Origin of the sequence: Stutzerimonas stutzeri (assembly GCF_024448715.1) — a bacterium.
GTDB lineage: Bacteria > Pseudomonadota > Gammaproteobacteria > Pseudomonadales > Pseudomonadaceae > Stutzerimonas > Stutzerimonas stutzeri_AR.
Genome location: NZ_JAMOHZ010000003.1, coordinates 186,556 through 202,945 on the forward strand (window position 1 = coordinate 186,556; position 16,390 = coordinate 202,945).

The window sequence follows — 16,390 nt, forward strand, 5'->3', positions numbered from 1 at the left end:
CCACCGGGCGGCGCTCCGCTTCAGCCCACCGCTTTCCGCGCTTAGCTCCGTAGGGTGGGCTTCAGCCCACCGAGTCACTGCAATGCCGTCAAGCCAATTGGTCTAGTCGATCCATCTTGCGCAAACGCCAAACCTTGTCGATCAACTCGCCCGCCTCATGCGCGCTGCGTGCACTGGAGAAAGCCACCAGCCGGCGGAACTTGTCCTCCAGCTCATCGCGGCTCAGCGTATTGCCCGGATCGCCCTTAGGTTCGTCGATGGCAGCGCTCAGTTGGCGGCCATCGACCGTGTTCACCTCGACCCGGCCGAGCCAGCGCGCCGGATAGGCGCTGTCCACTTCTGGATCGAGCTGCATGCATACCTTGTCGCGGAAAGCCGAGACGTCCGGATCCGTCAACGCCACACCATGGAACTCAGTCAGCTGCGCCTTGCCATGCACAGCAATCAACCCGAGTACGGTGCCCATGGAGAACTTCGCCTGGTGCACGGTCTGCGGGACTGTCACGCGGCCGAGCACGTCGATGGCGCCTTGGTGCACACGAGCGGTGACGCTGGCGATGTCGTTGGCCTTGAGCCCCTCACGCTGCATCAGATCGAGCAGCGCATCGGCCGCCGGATGCGTATGGCGGCAGGAGGCGTGGAACTTGAACGAGGTTTCCGCCAGCGCCCAGCGCGTGCCGAGCCGGTCGGAAAGCTTCGTCGGATCAGCATCGCTGGACATGCCAGCAGCCATGCCCTGCTCGCCTTCGAGGATGTTCTTCGCGCCAGTCAGACCATCCGCAGTCAGGTAGGCAGCGAGCAGGCCATCGGCGGCCGCCTTGGCGGTATGCAGCTGCTTGGAGTCAGCGGCGTCGCGCAGGAACTCCCAGAGCCCGGCAGCCTGAGTCCCGGCGCTGCCCAGCAAGTCGGTGAATTGCGCCTGGTTGAAGTCGAGCAGCTTGCCCACTGCGACCGCAGCGGCCAGAGTGCCGACCGTCGCCGTGGTATGGAAAATGCGGTAATGAGAACGGCCGAGGAATTCGCCTATGCGAATCCCCGCCTCGTAGCCGGCAACCGAAGCCAACAGCAGCTCGCGACCGGATTTGCCCAGATCTTGCGCGGCCGCCAGCGCGGCCGGAAACACCACCGTAGCCGGATGCAGTACGGAGCTGTTGTGCAAGTCATCCTGCTCAACCAGGTGCGAACTCGCCCCGTTCACCAACGCGGCGAAATAAGCCGAGCTACCCGTGCGGTTGACGAAGACACGCGCCGGCCCATCGGCTGGCCCCATTTTCTGCGCGTAGCGCTCGAACAGCGGGATCGGATGCGAACCGGTACTGGCCAAAGCCGAGCCCAGCCAGTCGAGAAAAAGGTCTTCGGTGCGGGCGAGCACCGGCTCGGGGATCTGCTCATAGCGCAGTCCGGCAAGAAACTCTGTAAGGGCCTGGGTGTGCTGACTCATACGGTGGTCTCCAGCGGGTTGGACAGTTCAATTAGATTGAGGTCGGGGTCACGCACATAGACGGAACGAATCGCCCCGGTGGCGCCAGTGCGTTTCACCGGCCCTTCGATAATGGCAACGCCCTGCGTTTCGAGGTGAGCAATCACCTCATCCAGAGGCGTGGCGACGATAAAGCAGAGGTCCGCCGATCCGGGCATTGGCCGCTCGGCCTTGGGCTCGAATTCGCGACCTGCCTGGTGCAGGTTGATTTTCTGCAGCCCGAAGACGAGCGCCTTTCGCCCTTCGCCGAAGGTCACCGCCTGCATGCCAAGCACGCGACGGTAGAAATCAATCGTGACGTCGATATCGGCGACGGTCAGGACGAGATGGTCAAGGTGGTTGATCTGCATGGCGTTTCGCCCGTTTTGGTGGGCTGAAGCCCACCCTACGAATGTCGAATTTGTAGGGTGGGTCGGACGGCGTTCCGTTTCAGCCCACAGCTTCTGACCCATTAGAACGAGCGCGGCAGCTCCAATAGATGCTCTGCCACGTACGACAGGATCAGGTTGGTCGAGATCGGCGCTACCTGATACAGACGCGTCTCACGGAATTTGCGCTCGACGTCGTATTCGTTGGCGAAGCCGAAGCCGCCATGGGTCTGCAGGCAGGCATTGGCCGCTTCCCAGCTGGCCTTGGCCGCGAGGTACTTGGCCATGTTGGCCGCCGCGCCGGCGTTGCGGCCGCTGTCGTATTCCTCGCAGGCGCGCCAGCGCATCAGGTCCGCCGCCTCGATCTCGATATGCGCCTCGGCAATCGGGAACTGCACGCCCTGGTTCTGCCCGATCGGGCGGCCGAACACCACGCGGTCGCGGGCGTACTGTGCGGACTTTTCGATAAACCAACGACCGTCACCGATGCATTCGGCGGCGATCAATGTGCGCTCAGCGTTGAGGCCGTCGAGGATGTAGCGGAACCCCTTACCTTCTTCGCCGATCAGGCTGCTGGCGGGAATTTCCAGGTTGTCGAAGAACAGCTCGTTGGTTTCGTGGTTGACCATGTTGGCGATCGGCTGGACGGTCAGACCGTTGCCGATGGCTTCGCGCAGATCGACCAGGAAGATCGACATGCCTTCCGATTTCTTCTTTACCTCGGCCAGCGGCGTGGTGCGGGCCAGGAGGATCATCAGGTCGGAATGCTGGATACGCGAGATCCACACCTTCTGCCCGTTGATGACGTACTTGTCGCCCTGCTTCACTGCGGTTGTCTTGATCTTGGTGGTGTCGGTGCCGGTAGTCGGCTCGGTCACGCCCATGGACTGCAGGCGCAGCTCGCCGCTGGCAAGCTTGGGCAGGTAATAGCGCTTCTGCTCCTCGCTGCCGTTTCGGAGCAGGGTGAACATGTTGTACATCTGCCCGTGTACGGTGCCGGAGTTACCGCCGCAGCGGTTCACTTCCTCGAGGATCACCGAGGCCTCCGCCAGACCCAGGCCGGAGCCGCCGTACTCTTCCGGAATCATAGCCGACAGCCAGCCGGCTTCGGTCAGCGCCTTGACGAAGGCTTCAGGAAAGCCCTTTTCCTCGTCAATCTTGCGCCAGTATTCGGCGGGGAATTCGGCGCAGAGGGCGCGCACGCCTTCGCGGATGAAATTCAGTTCTTCAATCTTGCTCGGGTTCATCTCGGTTCCTCGGATTCATGCGCGTGTAGGAGCAAGCTTGTTCGCGAATCACGTTCGCCTGGTTAGCGAGCAAGCTCGCTCCTACGCTGTAAGACTTGGTATTACTCGAATTCCACTTCGGCCTTCTGCGCCAAACCGTTGTGATCGCCGGCCCACAGTTCTGCCTTGCCGGGAGCGACGATGCGCCCACCCACTTCGAAAGGCTCCGGCGCGGCCAGAGGCCGCAGCCCGCGATAGGCGAAGCGCTTGACCCGCGCCTCGGGATTACCGCGACAGAAGGCGCGCAGATTTAGCGTGGCGATCAGCGGGCCGTGTACTACCAACCCGGAATAGCCTTCGGTTTCAGTGACGTAGGGCCAGTCGTAATGAATGCGATGGCCATTGAAGGTGACTGCCGAATAGCGGAACAGCAGCGTCGGAGTCGGCGTTACCGCCTCGCGCCAATGACCGGCGACCATCGGCTCGCCGCTGCTGGCTTTCGGTGGGCTAGGCTCGCGATAGACGATGTCCTGCTCTTCGCGAATGGCCAGGCGGCCGTCCTGTAGATAGTCGTGCTGCACGGTGACGAACAGCAGCGCGCCGGTGCGCCCGTGCTTTTCCTCGATGTGCTTGATGGTCGATACACGCGTCGCTTCGGCACCTGCGGTGAGCGGCTCGAAAAACTCGACACGCCCGCCTGCCCACATGCGATTGCGATTATCGGCCGGCGGCAGGAAGCCGCCGCGGGCCGGGTGGCCATCTTCACCAAGACCGCTTTCGGCGATCGGCTCCTGGAAGAAGCACCACTGCCACAGCGGAGGCAGTGCCTCGCCATCGGCCGGAACTGCCTCGCCCAGCGTCGCGGCGACGCGTATCAGCAAATTGCGGCTGAGCTGATCGTGAACTTCTTCGGTGCGGCCTATCCAGGCAGATACGTCGGTCATGGCGGATTTCCGGCTGTTTTGTTTCGCCACAGCATGCAACGACGCAAGCGTTCTGAGAATTTGTATTTACCTACACCAGTGTTCGGATATTCTGAACACTCACTCACCTCGCACCCATCTGTAGGAGTGAGCTTGCTCGCGAATCGCAGCCACGCAAAAGCTTCGCCAGCAAGGACTCAACGTCTCCCTGACGCCTACAAAAACCTATGGAACCTGCCATGCATTTCGATCTGCCCGATCTGCGCCTGTTTATTCATATCGCCGAATCTCCCAGCCTGACCCAGGGCGCACGCCGTGCGCATTTGTCACCGGCATCCGCGAGCGCACGAATCAAGGCGCTGGAAACGCAGCTGGACAGCCGCCTGCTATACCGCGACAGCCGTGGCGTAGAACTGACGCCGGCTGGGCACAAACTGCTGCAACACGCGCGGCTGATCATGCGCCAAGTGGACTACTTGAAAAGCGAGTTCACCGAATACGGTACCGATTCGACCGGGCATATCCGCATCTTCGCCAACACCACGGCGGTGACCGAATTCCTTCCCGAAGTGTTGGCAGGCTTTCTCGCAAAGCGCCCTGGTGTGACGGTCGATCTGCAGGAGCGTCTGAGCCGTGACATCGTTCGCGGCGTGCTGGATGGCAGCACGGACATGGGCATCATCGCCGGGCCAGTACAGGCCGAAGGACTGCAAGTCCTCCATTTCAGCACCGATCGCCTGTTGCTGGCGGTGCCCGTCGGCCATCCGCTGGCCGCGGAAAAACGCGTGACGTTGCGCCAGACGCTGAACTACCAACATATCGGTCTGCACGAAGGCAGCACACTGCTGACCTTTCTGCGCGATCAGGTGGAGAAACTCGGCGGCAGTCTTTCCCTGCGTATCCAGCTATCGAGTTTCGAAGCCGTGTGCCGGATGATCGAGGCCGATGTCGGTATCGGCATCATCCCCGAATCCGCCGCCTGCCGGCATAGCCGCACCATGCGCCTGGCCATGGTCGAGCTGGATGAGCCCTGGGCTGTGCGTGAACGCAGCATTCTGGTCCGCGAACTGAACGCTCTGCCTGGCAGTGTCAGGGCGTTGATCGCAACGCTCATGCCGGGACAAACATGAAAGCCTGAGCCAAGCTGAACGCATGAGCAGTGATATTCGTCAGGCGTGACCGGTAAGGACCGCAGCACGAATGGCGCGCGAAATCGTCCAGCACGCTTCGCTGGAAATTATCCAGGGTTTTGAATCCTCAGCGGAAAATGCTGCCCAAGCTGCATGTGCTGAGCGCAACAACTAAGAATAACTTAGTAAATTCAGTTGCTTACATGCTTTAACGGCGAGCATCCCTGATAAGTCAGCTCGCCATTTCAGATTTACTTGCTTAAGGTTGTTTGCCATGACGTCCTTACTAGCCCCCATCAGTTCGCTGCTGGGCGGAGTTGCATTACTACTGCTCGGCCACGGCCTGCTGAACACTCTGCTGACGCTCCGCGGCATCGCGGAGAGCTACTCCACCGGAATGATCGGCCTGCTAATGTCGGGTTATTTCGCCGGATTTCTCGTCGGCACCTGGCTCGCTCCGTCGCTTATCCGGCGCGTTGGTCACATCCGTACCTTTGCCTTCTATGCGGCTCTCGCCGCAGTTGCGGTGCTGCTGCATGTGCTCATCGTCAATCCCTGGGTATGGTTGGTTTTGCGAGTGCTCTATGGCGTTGCACTGGTGACGCTGTACATGGTCATCGAGAGCTGGCTCAACGCCCAGGTCAGCGGCGAAAAACGCGGCCAGGTGTTCGCGCTGTACATGGCGGTCAACCTCGGCGCGCTGGCGGCGGCCCAGCAATTGCTGAGTCTGGACAACCCGATGAATTTCACGCTCTTCGCGCTCGCTGCCATCCTTATTTGCGCCGCACTGATGCCCATCACTCTGACCCGCCAGGCACAGCCGGCACAGCCGGACATGCCGGCCACCGACCTGCTGCAACTGGCTCGCATCGCGCCGCTACCCTTGATGGCCGCCGGTGTATCGGGTCTGACGCTGGGCGGTTTCTGGGGACTGGCGCCGGTCTACGCCTCGCAGAGTGGCTTCGATGCGTCTGGCGTCGGTCTGCTGATGAGTATCACCATCTTGGGCGGTGCCGTTTTGCAATGGCCGATCGGGCTGTTTTCCGACAAGCATGACCGCCGCCTGGTAATGCTCTGGGTCGTCGCGATCGCAGCGGTGCTCGGCGGCCTGATTACACCGTTGACCTCCGGCCCGCTCCTGCTCGGAATGATGTTTCTCTGGGGCGGACTGGCTTTTTCGATCTACTCGATCGCCGTGGCGCAGATGGTCGACCAGTTGCACCCGGACGAAATCCTTTCCGGCTCCAGCGGCCTGTTGCTGGCTAACGGCTTCGGTGCCGCCTTCGGCCCGGTGGTCGCCGGCGGCCTGATGAGCTTTTTCGGGCCCAAGGCCCTGCCGGTGTTCTTCGCCGTTACGCTGGCATTTCTGGCCATTTATTCCTACTTTCGCTCTCGTCGGGTATTCGATCTGGTCACCGAGCCCCACGGCCATTTCACGCCGATGCTGCGTACCAGCCATACCGTGCTGGAGTTGATGCCCGATACGCCGGAAGGCGAAACCACCGAATCAGAGAGCGTCGACGACACGCTCGACGATGACATCGTCGAACAGCGCACGGGAACGCACTGAGCGAAGTGACATGAGTCCATCTGCTGAGTCCACACCTGCTCCAGCGCGCTGGCTCAAAACGGCCATACAGAGCTAACGCAGGATGGCGGGCGCCCGGCCCGGGCCCACGTCACCCTGGCCCAGGCACTAGAATTCCACCTTGCCGCGCCCGGCCTTGATCGCGCCGCGTTTGCTTTTGCCTTCCAGGCGGCGCTTCTTCGAACCCAGCGTCGGTCGGGTCGGGCGTCGCGCCTTTTCGACTTTCGCCACACTGCGAATCAGCTCGGCCAGCCGCTCGAGCGCATCGGCTCGGTTCTGCTCCTGAGTACGATACTGCTGCGCCTTGATGACGATTACGCCGTCGCTGGTAATGCGGCTGTCACGCAGCGTCAGCAGGCGCTCCTTGTGGAACGGCGGCAAAGAGGAGGCATTGATATCGAAGCGCAGATGCAGCGCACTGGACACCTTGTTGACGTTCTGGCCGCCGGCACCCTGGGCGCGGATGGCGGTCAGCTCGATCTCGCTGTCGGGTAGCTGCACGCTGTTGGATATGTCGAGCATCGGCCCTTCATGAATCAAAAATGAACAGGCATTGTCCACGAGCAGGGCAGCGCGGACACGTTTTTATATGATTTCGAGCCGCTACAGGCGAGTCGGTTCGGCTACTGTAGCCCGCTCGCAACAGGCGGATTCCTGCATGGACTCGATAACCCAGGCCCTACTCGGCGCCACCGTTCAAGCCTCGCTGCTTGGCCGCTGGCAAGGCCGCAAGGCGCTGCTTTATGGCGCGGTGCTCGGCACCCTCCCCGACCTCGACGTCGTGATCGATTACGGCGATGCGGTCGCCGACATGACTTATCACCGGGGCTTCAGTCACTCGTTATTCGTTCTCAGCGTGCTTGCCGTTGCGCTGGCATGGCTGGCCAGGCGAATACGCCCGGATCCGAATTACACCGGCATGCGCCTGTTTCTCACGATCTGGCTGGTGCTGGTGACGCACGTCGTGCTGGACGCCTTCACCAGTTACGGCACTCAATTGTTCTGGCCGCTGACGACGCCGCCAGTGGCTTGGTCCAGCGTATTCATCATCGACCCGTTGTACAGCGTGCCGCTGCTGCTGGCGGTATTGGCGGGTGCAATCTTCGGCCTGCAGGGACGCAACGTCCGCTGGCCCTCCGTCGCGCTGGTGGTGTCGTCGCTATACCTGGGCTTCACCCTGACAGGTAAGCAGATGGCCGAGAAACGGGTGGAAGACGCTATGGCCCACAGCGGTATTGAGCACGCCCGCATCTTCAGCACACCGACGCCCTTCAACAGTTTTCTGTGGCGAGTGATTCTGGTGGACGGCGACGTCTACTACGAAGCGTTGGTGAGCTGGTTCGATGATACGCCACCGCAGCTGGTGCGCATCCCGCGTGGCGAGCGACTCGCCTCCATTATCGCTGACTCACCGCAGCATGCCCGTCTGCAGTGGTTCACCGGCGATGTACTGCGCTACGACGAAGTCGACGATCAGATTTTGGTTACGGATCTGCGACTTGGCATGACCGGCTTCCACCCCTTTCGTTTTGCCCTTGCCGAGCGCGATGGGGAGAACTGGCGGCTGATTCCGTATGTCGAGCGGTTGCCCGCCGAACGCGGCGACATGAGCCGCTTGAAGCTCATCTGGCGACGCATCTGGCAACAACAACCCGACCTGCCGCTCGCCGAGTGGGCGGCAGATCTCAACGCGCGCTAGACCGTCGGCGCTTCTGCCAGCGGCCTAGCGCGTATAGAACGGCGCCCAGTGCCATCAGCAAACCGGCACGCAGCCAGGTGCCGCCGCTCTGCTGGGAGAGCAGCAACAGGCAGGACCCGATCGCCAGAACCGGCAGAAAAGTCGGCGTACGAAAGTGCGGTTCGGCGACCCGATCCTTGCGCAGCACCAACACCGCGACGTTAGTGCTCATGAACACGAACAGCAGTAGGAGAACCACAGTTTCGGCGAGCGCGGTCAAGGTCCCCGTGACGGTGAGAATCATCGCCAGCAACGTGGTGATCAGGATCGCCATCCAAGGGGTACGCCGCTCCGGCAAGACCCGCGTCAGGGACGTGGGCAACAGGCCCTCGTCTGCCATGCCGTAGGCAAGACGGCTGGACATGATCATGGTGAGAAGTGCGCCGTTGGCCACGGCAACCAGCGCCACGGCAGCAAACAACCAGTCCGGTACTGCGTAACCAGTTGCGCGAACGACATCCAGCAGCGGTGCCGAGGATTGAGCCAACACCTCCGGTGATAGCACCGCTGTAGCGGCGACTCCCACGCCCATGTAAACCAGCCCCGCCACCAGCAAAGCGCCGAACAGCGCGCGCGGATAGTTGCGCCGGACATTCTTGACCTCCTCGGCCACATTGGCCGATACCTCGAAGCCAACGAATGAATAGAAGGCGATCAATGCCGCACCGAGCACCGCGACTGCCGGAGAAACACCCGGCGTGAATTGCACAACTCGCGACGGTTCACCGTTGCCATCCATGACGAACCATGCAGCCAGCAACACCACCAGCAACAGACCGGACACTTCGATCACGGTCATCACCCCATTGGCACCCAGCGATTCCTTGATGCCTCGTGCGTTGAGCAGAGCAATCACTGCCAGAAACACCAATGCCGTCGGCACCGCCGGTGTGTCGAGGAACGCACCGAGATAGTCGCCGGCGAATGCCAGCGACAATCCGGCCGCGCTGGTGACCCCCGCTGCAAGCATGCAGAAGCCGACCAGAAAAGACACCAGCGGCATGCCGAATGCCCGCTCGGCAAACACGGCCGCACCGCCCGCCTTGGGATACTTGGTTACCAGCTCCGCGTAAGACGCTGCGGTAAGCATGGCGAAACCCAGGGCGATCAGCAGCGGTACCCAGACTGCGCCACCCGCCTCACCGGCCATCTTGCCCACCAGGGCGTAGACACCAGCGCCCAACACATCGCCGAGAATGAAGAGAAACAGTGCGGGACCTGTGATTGCCTGCCGAAGACGAGATTCGCCGGCAACGAATGCCGTAGTTTTCATGAATGACCCTCCCCCGCCTCGGCGAAAGAGGTTGCGATCAACGATTGCAATGGAAGAACTCCCGGGCGCACGGCGACAGCCGCATTCCTGTTCTAGATTGGCCCGGTCCGAGGGAGTTCAGCCTTTGAAACGCAAAAGCCCCGGCGCGGGCCAGGGCTTTTGGTTGCACGCAGCGAATCAGGTGCGGAAACGGGCGACCAGTCCCTGCAACTCGACGCCGAGTCGTGCAAGCTCAGCACTCGCACCCGCGGTCTGCTCGCTGCCGCTGGCGCTTTGTTCGCCGATGTCACGCACGCGCGTCACGCTCTCGGAAATATTTTCCGCCACTGCACTCTGCTCTTCCGCAGCTGCCGCGATCTGCTGGTTCATCTGCTCAATGGTGGACACCGAATCGGTGATGCGGCCAAGCGCGGCACCCGCTTCGCTAGCCAGATCGACCGTGCGCTGGGTCAGATCGCGGCTGGTCTGCATCTGCTCGACGGCTTTCTGTGCAACCCGCTGCAGATTGCTGATCAACCCTTCGATTTCTTCGGTGGAATCATGAGTACGGCGAGCCAGTGCGCGGACCTCGTCAGCCACCACGGCAAAGCCGCGGCCTTGTTCGCCGGCGCGGGCAGCTTCGATCGCAGCGTTGAGCGCTAGCAGGTTGGTCTGCTCGGCAACCGCACGAATCACTTCGAGAACGCTGCCGATGCGGCCGCTCTCGGTGTTCAACTCTTCGATGGCATGGGCCGACTGTTCCACTTCGCCGGACAGGCTGTCGATCTGGCCGATGGCTTCCTTGACGACCAAGTCACCTTGACGGGCCTGTTGGTCAGCCTGTCGGGCCGCGAGCGATGCCTGCTCGGCGTTCTGCGCGACTTCCTGCACCGTTGCGGCCATTTCATGCATAGCGGTGGCGACCTGGTCGGTCTCCTCACGCTGCTTTTGCACCCCAGCGCTAGTCTGCGCGGTGACCGCCGACAGCTGCTCGGCCGCCGTGGCGATTTGCCCGACGCCGCCACCGATACGGCCAATCAAGGTACGCAGGCTCTGGGTCATGTCGCCCATGGCTTGTTGTAACTGCCCCAGTTCATCACGCCGGGTGGTCTTTTGCGACTGAGTCAGATCGCCTTCGGCAACCCGCTGCGCCAGTTGCACGGTGTAGCGCAGGGGAACGACGATCATGCGGGAGATCATGGTGGCCGCCGCTAGGCCAACGATGATAGCCAGGGCAGTGATGGCTGCGAGCAACAAGTACGCATTGCTGCGCTGGCTTTCGGTCGCCTCGTTGGCATCGGCCAAGGCTTGGTTGGCGGTATCGAGGATACGTTGTGCCTGGCCGATCATGGTCTGTTCCGATGTGATCCGTTCAGTCCGGTTGTGGCGAAACTCGGCGAACGCCTTCTCATAGTTGGCAAGAGCAGATAGAGCGCCGTCCATCGTGGTCTTCTGCTCGTCGTTGAGCCAGGTTTTCAAGCTATTGCCGATGGTGGTCACGTCACCGTAGACCTCGTTCCAGCTGTCTACCGCCGCCTGGGTGTTGTCGCCGAGGAAAATATTTTCGAACGTGCGCAGATCGAGAATGCGCTTGGTCAGACCAGACGCGGCTTCGGCGATCGTCAGCGGATCACTGCCCTTGAGATGGTCACCTTCCAGCCGCAATACCCGCACCGCGTCGTACATATCCAATTCGATGTATTCAAATTCCTCGCGACTGGCCTGCGCCGCATCGGCCATGCGCTTACGCAATTCCGCACCTCTGCCGATCAGCAGGCCATATTCGGTGAACTCTCCGGCATATACGGCCGCATCACTGCGGATCTGCTGCAGGAGCTCCTGCTCCTCGGCGGAAGAATTGTCAGCGAGCTCGTCCAGTTTCTTATTGAGCTTGTCGAGCGTATCGCGCAACGCCGTTGCAGAGTCTTCGCTACGGGTCAGGGCGTAATCGCGTTCCTGACCGCGCGCCCTGAGGATCTCGGCGTTGATACTGGACAGCTGGTTCGTCTGATACGAGCGGCTCACGATCGAATCCACGGCGTAGAAGCCGGTTCCGGCGACTCCCAGGGTCAGCAACAGCACCATGGCAAAGCCGAGCAGCAGCTTCTTGCCCACGGAAAGGTTGGCGAATATATCGACGGACTGCATCAGAGAATTCCTAGAAAAAAGTAAGCACGCTTATGGAGTCGGCAGGTCGCGACCAAAGTTGAGTGCGAAAAGCGGAACAAATTAAACAGGGCATGATGGCCGTTCGCCAGCGATCAATCTACAGAGTTGGAGGGGGCGCACATCAAGAGCGAAAAAGGCCGCGTCAATATTGCTGTAAATGCCCGTAAAGCTTGGCGTAGAGCCCGCCGTCGGCAATCAGCTGCTGATGATCACCTTGTTCGGCGATGCGTCCATCGTCGAATACCAATACCCGATCGGCCTGCTTAACCGCAGACAGACGGTGGGCGATGATCAAGGTCGTGCGGCCCTGAAGGAAACGGTTCAAACCCTGATGCAGGGCATATTCGGTGGCGGCATCCAGGGCGGATGTTGCCTCGTCGAGAATTACTACCTTGGGCTCGGCCAATACCATCCGCGCAACCGCCAAGCGTTGTCGCTGGCCGCCCGACAGGCGCACTCCCGAACGTCCGACGATACTGTCCAGCCCGGCCGGCAATTGCCGAATCGTGTCGGCCAACTGGGCGATCTCCAACGCCTGCCAGCAGGCTTTATCGTCCCGCTCCCGCCCCATCAACAGGTTGGCGCGCACCGTGTCGTTGAACAATGCGGGGTGTTGCAGCACCACCGCGACATTGTCGCGAACCGTGCCCAAACCGATATCCTGCACATCGATCCCTGCAAAGCGAATCTGCCCCGCCTGCGGTTGGTACAGGCCCAGCAGCAACTGGATCAACGTACTCTTGCCGCCACCGCTGGCGCCAACGATGGCAACTTTTTCACCCGCCGCGATCGACAGATCCAGGCCTTCCAACACGGGTTCATCCTGATAGGAGAATCGCAGTCCGCGAACGTCGATATCTACCGTCTCCCGCCCCACGAACGGGTCCTGCCCGCCGGCGTACTGCGGCTCGTCGGCACGCGCCAGCAACTGATTGATGCGGCTGAGCGCGCCGCCGGCAGCATAGAAGGCGTACTGTAGATTCAGCAGCTGCTCCACCGGCCCGATCATGAACCACAGGTAGCTGAACACCGCCAGCATCTGGCCGATCGACAGATCGGATAACAGCACCGTGAGCATTGCCGCCGCCCGGAAAATATCGATGCCGAACTGAAACAGCAGTCCACTGGCGCGGTTGGAGGCATCGGTCTTCCACTGCGAGGCCACGGCATAGTCACGTACCTCGCGGGCGCGCAGGCCGAGGCGCCCCAGAAAGAACCCTTGGCGATTGCCGGCACGCACTTCCTGGATCGCATCCAGGGTCTCGGTCAGCGCCTGGGTAAACAGCGAAGTGCTGTCATTTTCCAACTTCTTCAGATGCTTGACGCGTTTGCCCAGCTGCACCGTGGCGTAGATCACCAGCGGGTTGAACAACAGGATCAGCAGCGCCAGCTGCCAGTGCATCCAGAGCAGAATCGCCGCCGTGCCGGCGATTGAAAGCAGCGCCACCAAGAAACGACTAAGCGTCTCGCCGATGAATTTATCGATGGTTTCCAGATCGGTGACCAGGTGCGCGGCGACCGTACCGCCGCCGAGGCTTTCATATTCGCTGAGGGCGATACGCTTGAGCCGCTCGATCAGCCTTATACGGATGCGATAGACCAGATCCTTCGACAGCCGAGCGAACAAGCGCGCCTGCAGGACGTTGAAAATCAACGCCGAAGCCCGCAGGAGCAGCGTTGCGCAGAGCATCAGCCCGATATAGCCAATTGCCGTCTGCCAGCCCGTCGGCAGAAATCTGTCCATGATCTGCAGCGCCGTATCGCCCTGCCCCAACAATACCTCGTCGACCAGCAGCGGCAACAGCAAGGGAATCGGCACGCTGCACAGCGTTGCTAATACGGCGACCAGATTGGCGAGGATCAGCGCCTTGCGATGATGCAGCGCAAGACGGCGGATCTCCGCCCAGCTGAGCTGATCAGGCATGGGCGTTGTGGTCCAACCAGCGTGCCAGCAAGGGCGACAGCACGTCGAGCGGCTGAAAGCCGTTGGTCAACAGCGCCAGCTGACCGTTGTGCTCGGCGAGCAAGGTGGGGAAGCCAGCGATGCCGAGATTGCGCGCCCAGTTGAAATCGGCTGCGGTGGTGTCGCGCACCGGTTGAGAATCGAAACGGTCGGAGAATTCGATACGCGGGATGCCCGCCGCCTCCGCCAAGTCGACCAGTTCCGGCGGCAGCGTGACGTTGCGGCTTTCGACATAAAACGCGTGCTGGATCAGCCCGGCCAATGTCCAGGCCAATTTCGCATCGAGACTGCGTGCGGCTACGAGCGCCCGGCAGGCAGGCTCGGTGTCGTAGACCAGGCCCTCCGGCAGCCCGCCATCGAAGTTGAATGGCTGACCACTCGCCTCATGCACCGCGCGCCAGTACGATGCGGTGCGCTCCCGGCCGGCCTGATCCATCGCGGTTCGCTCCTGGCGCAGGCCGCCGACTACCAGGTCAGCGCCGACTCCCTGCTCCTGTGCCTGAGCGACCAGCGATTGCACCACCGGAGCGAAGCCCCAGCACCAGGAGCACATCGGGTCCATCACGTAGATCAGTCGAGTGCTCATCGAGGCTCCGGTTCTATCGGGTGGAGCGCACGTTGCGCACCGTAATTCAGCAATGCAGGTGCTGCTACGCGCCCTGCTTGCGGTAGTTGTGACCGATCGGGTGCGGCTGATTGCGCTTGAGCGCCAATTCGATCTGCTTTTGCCGTTCACGCGCGCTGGTGCGGGTCTTCTCGCTAAGGGTGTTCCAGCAATGCGGGCAGCTGATACCTGGAGCGTAGTGCTCCGACTGCCGATCCTCCAGCGAGATCGGCGTACGGCAGGCATGACACTGGTCGAAATCGCCTTTACTGAGGTCGTGGCGCACGGTCACGCGGTTGTCGAAGACGAAGCAGTCACCGCGCCAGCGAGTATCTTCCTGCGGGACTTCTTCGAGGTATTTGAGAATGCCGCCTTTGAGGTGATAAACCTCCTCGAACCCTTCGCCGAGCATGTAGCTCGAAGCCTTTTCGCAGCGGATGCCGCCGGTGCAGAACATCGCGACTTTTTTGTGCTTGGCCGGATCGTAGTGCGCTTTGATGTACTCGGGAAACTCGCGGAACGACTTGGTTTGCGGGTCGATCGCACCGTCGAAAGTGCCGATGGACACTTCGTAATCGTTGCGGGTGTCGATCAGCAGCACTTCCGGATCGTCGATCAGCGCGTTCCAGTCACGCGGCTCGACATAGGTGCCGACGCGCTGATTAGGATCGACGCCCGGTACGCCGAGCGTGACGATTTCCTTCTTCAGCTTGACCTTGGTGCGGTAGAACGGCTGCTCCTCACAATACGACTCCTTATGGTCGATGTCGGCCAGCCGCGCGTCAGTCCCGAACCAGGCGAGCAGCGCATCAATGCCTTCGCGGCTGCTGGATACCGTGCCGTTGATGCCTTCTTCGGCAAGTAGCAACGTGCCTTTGATGCCATTGGCATTGAGAGTTTCGAGCAGGGGCTCACGCAGGGCGACGTAGTCCGGCAGGGAGACGAATTTGTACAGCGCCGCGACGACGATGTTCTGGGTCATGCGGTACTTCCTCCAGTGGTCGCCCACGTAAAGGGCGGACCGGGAATGCGAAAACGACAACGCCGGCGTGAGCCGGCGCGGCGCGCATTCTATCAATAAACCAGCGGCAGGCTTCAAGCCATCGGGCGGTGGTTACTTGTGCCCGCCGGCGCACACTGGCGAGGCCGGCGCGCTGCCCTTCTGAACCCATTCCTCCGGCGTATAGGTATGCACCGCGAGGGCATGCACCTGCTGCATCAGCTCGCCCATCGCGGCATATACCTTCTGGTGGCGCTTGACCGCATTCAGTCCAGCGAACTGCTCGCTGACGACGACGGCCTTGTAGTGAGTTTCCTGCCCGCGGCTGTGCATATGGCTTTCATCCAGCACTTGCAGATGCACAGGTTGCAGGGCGGCCTGCAGCGCGGTTTCAATCGCGAATAGTTTGGTCATGCCTAGCAGACTCCGTCAGGGCTTCTTCTGAGTGTCGAGTTCAGCCGTCATGTCGGCCAGTAAGTTGTTCACCTGCGGCACAGCGCTTTCCAGCTTGGCCTGGGTCACCTGCGCCGAGCGGGCGTTGAGTTTCGGCAGCTTTGTGAGCATCTTCTTGCCTAATTCAGACTCGTAGAACTCATTCAATTGACCGAGCTCCTGCTCGGTGAATTCCTCGATGTATAGCGCGACCAGGTCAGGCTTGACCTTTTCCCAGCCGATCGCCTTGTCGAGCGCGGCATCCGCCTTGGACTGATAGCTTTCCAGCAGCGCCCGCTTGCTCTCCGGAGCCTGGGTCTGCGCGAAGCGCTCGGCAAACATTTGCTGCACCTGGGCATACACCGGCACGGCCAGGCGGTCAGCGTTGACCAATTCAAGGAAGCGTTCAGCCTGGGTCGCATGGCTGGCGCTGTCGGCGCTGGCCTGACCACTGAGCAGAGCTATCGACAAGGCACCACAAAGCCCGAATGTGCGAAGCCCATTTATCCCGAGAGTG

15 protein-coding genes are annotated in these 16,390 nt (G+C 61.3%); 3 read left to right on the forward strand and 12 right to left on the reverse strand.

Going from position 1 to position 16,390, the window contains the following annotated elements; all coding sequences use genetic code 11:
* Positions 1-88: 88 nt before the first annotated feature.
* The 4 genes from NAV33_RS07635 to NAV33_RS07650 form a co-directional block, all read right to left on the reverse strand.
* Complete coding sequence (locus tag NAV33_RS07635) at positions 89-1,441, reverse strand: MmgE/PrpD family protein (RefSeq protein WP_255978555.1); 1,353 nt, start codon at positions 1,439-1,441, stop codon at positions 89-91.
* Positions 1,438-1,830: a VOC family protein gene (locus tag NAV33_RS07640; RefSeq protein ID WP_255978557.1), complete on the reverse strand. Its 393-nt coding sequence runs from the start codon at positions 1,828-1,830 to the stop codon at positions 1,438-1,440. The genes NAV33_RS07635 and NAV33_RS07640 overlap by 4 nt, the downstream gene beginning before the upstream one ends.
* 101 nt (positions 1,831-1,931) lie before the next feature.
* Entirely contained in the window at positions 1,932-3,095 is a 1,164-nt protein-coding gene (locus NAV33_RS07645) for an acyl-CoA dehydrogenase family protein (protein ID WP_255978559.1), read from the reverse strand.
* Positions 3,096-3,196: 101 nt separating this feature from the next.
* On the reverse strand, positions 3,197-4,018 hold the full coding sequence (locus tag NAV33_RS07650; RefSeq protein WP_255978561.1) for an FAS1-like dehydratase domain-containing protein: 822 nt from the start codon (positions 4,016-4,018) through the stop codon (positions 3,197-3,199).
* Positions 4,019-4,236: 218 nt separating this feature from the next.
* On the opposite strand from NAV33_RS07650, the gene NAV33_RS07655 reads away from it, so the two are divergent.
* Positions 4,237-5,127, forward strand: coding sequence for a LysR substrate-binding domain-containing protein (locus NAV33_RS07655; RefSeq protein ID WP_255978563.1), 891 nt, complete (start codon positions 4,237-4,239; stop codon positions 5,125-5,127).
* 274 nt (positions 5,128-5,401) lie between these two features.
* Complete coding sequence (locus NAV33_RS07660) at positions 5,402-6,697, forward strand: MFS transporter (protein WP_255978565.1); 1,296 nt, start codon at positions 5,402-5,404, stop codon at positions 6,695-6,697.
* 126 nt (positions 6,698-6,823) lie between these two features.
* Here the strand turns inward: NAV33_RS07660 and arfB are convergent, their stop codons facing one another.
* Positions 6,824-7,237 carry an alternative ribosome rescue aminoacyl-tRNA hydrolase ArfB gene (gene arfB, locus NAV33_RS07665; protein ID WP_255978567.1) on the reverse strand — a complete coding sequence of 138 codons (414 nt, stop codon included), beginning with the start codon at positions 7,235-7,237 and terminating at the stop codon, positions 6,824-6,826.
* 136 nt (positions 7,238-7,373) lie between these two features.
* Between arfB and NAV33_RS07670 the strand changes: the two genes are divergently transcribed.
* A complete protein-coding gene (locus NAV33_RS07670; protein WP_255978569.1) occupies positions 7,374-8,414 on the forward strand; it encodes a metal-dependent hydrolase in 1,041 nt (346 codons plus the stop codon).
* Here NAV33_RS07670 and NAV33_RS07675 read toward each other — a convergent pair.
* From NAV33_RS07675 to NAV33_RS07705, 7 genes are all read right to left on the reverse strand, one after another.
* Positions 8,401-9,726 carry an APC family permease gene (locus NAV33_RS07675; protein ID WP_255978570.1) on the reverse strand — a complete coding sequence of 442 codons (1,326 nt, stop codon included), beginning with the start codon at positions 9,724-9,726 and terminating at the stop codon, positions 8,401-8,403. The two genes, NAV33_RS07670 and NAV33_RS07675, sit on opposite strands and share 14 nt — an antisense overlap.
* A 177-nt stretch (positions 9,727-9,903) precedes the next feature.
* The gene (locus tag NAV33_RS07680; protein WP_255978572.1) at positions 9,904-11,853 is read right to left on the reverse strand and encodes a HAMP domain-containing methyl-accepting chemotaxis protein; all 1,950 of its coding nucleotides are present in this window, start codon (positions 11,851-11,853) and stop codon (positions 9,904-9,906) included.
* Between the two features lie 163 nt (positions 11,854-12,016).
* The gene (locus NAV33_RS07685) at positions 12,017-13,798 is read right to left on the reverse strand and encodes an ABC transporter ATP-binding protein (protein WP_255978574.1); all 1,782 of its coding nucleotides are present in this window, start codon (positions 13,796-13,798) and stop codon (positions 12,017-12,019) included.
* Entirely contained in the window at positions 13,791-14,423 is a 633-nt protein-coding gene (locus NAV33_RS07690) for a DsbA family protein (RefSeq protein ID WP_255978576.1), read from the reverse strand. Before NAV33_RS07690 ends, NAV33_RS07685 begins: the two co-directional genes overlap by 8 nt.
* A gap of 64 nt (positions 14,424-14,487) precedes the next feature.
* Positions 14,488-15,423 (reverse strand): rhodanese-related sulfurtransferase, encoded by a 936-nt coding sequence (locus NAV33_RS07695; RefSeq protein WP_255978577.1) that lies wholly within the window; start codon positions 15,421-15,423, stop codon positions 14,488-14,490.
* Positions 15,424-15,555: 132 nt separating this feature from the next.
* Positions 15,556-15,855, reverse strand: a complete 300-nt coding sequence (locus NAV33_RS07700; protein WP_255978579.1) for a BolA family protein — start codon at positions 15,853-15,855, stop codon at positions 15,556-15,558.
* 15 nt (positions 15,856-15,870) lie between these two features.
* A complete protein-coding gene (locus tag NAV33_RS07705) occupies positions 15,871-16,380 on the reverse strand; it encodes a DUF2059 domain-containing protein (protein WP_255979296.1) in 510 nt (169 codons plus the stop codon).
* Positions 16,381-16,390: the final 10 nt, after the last annotated feature.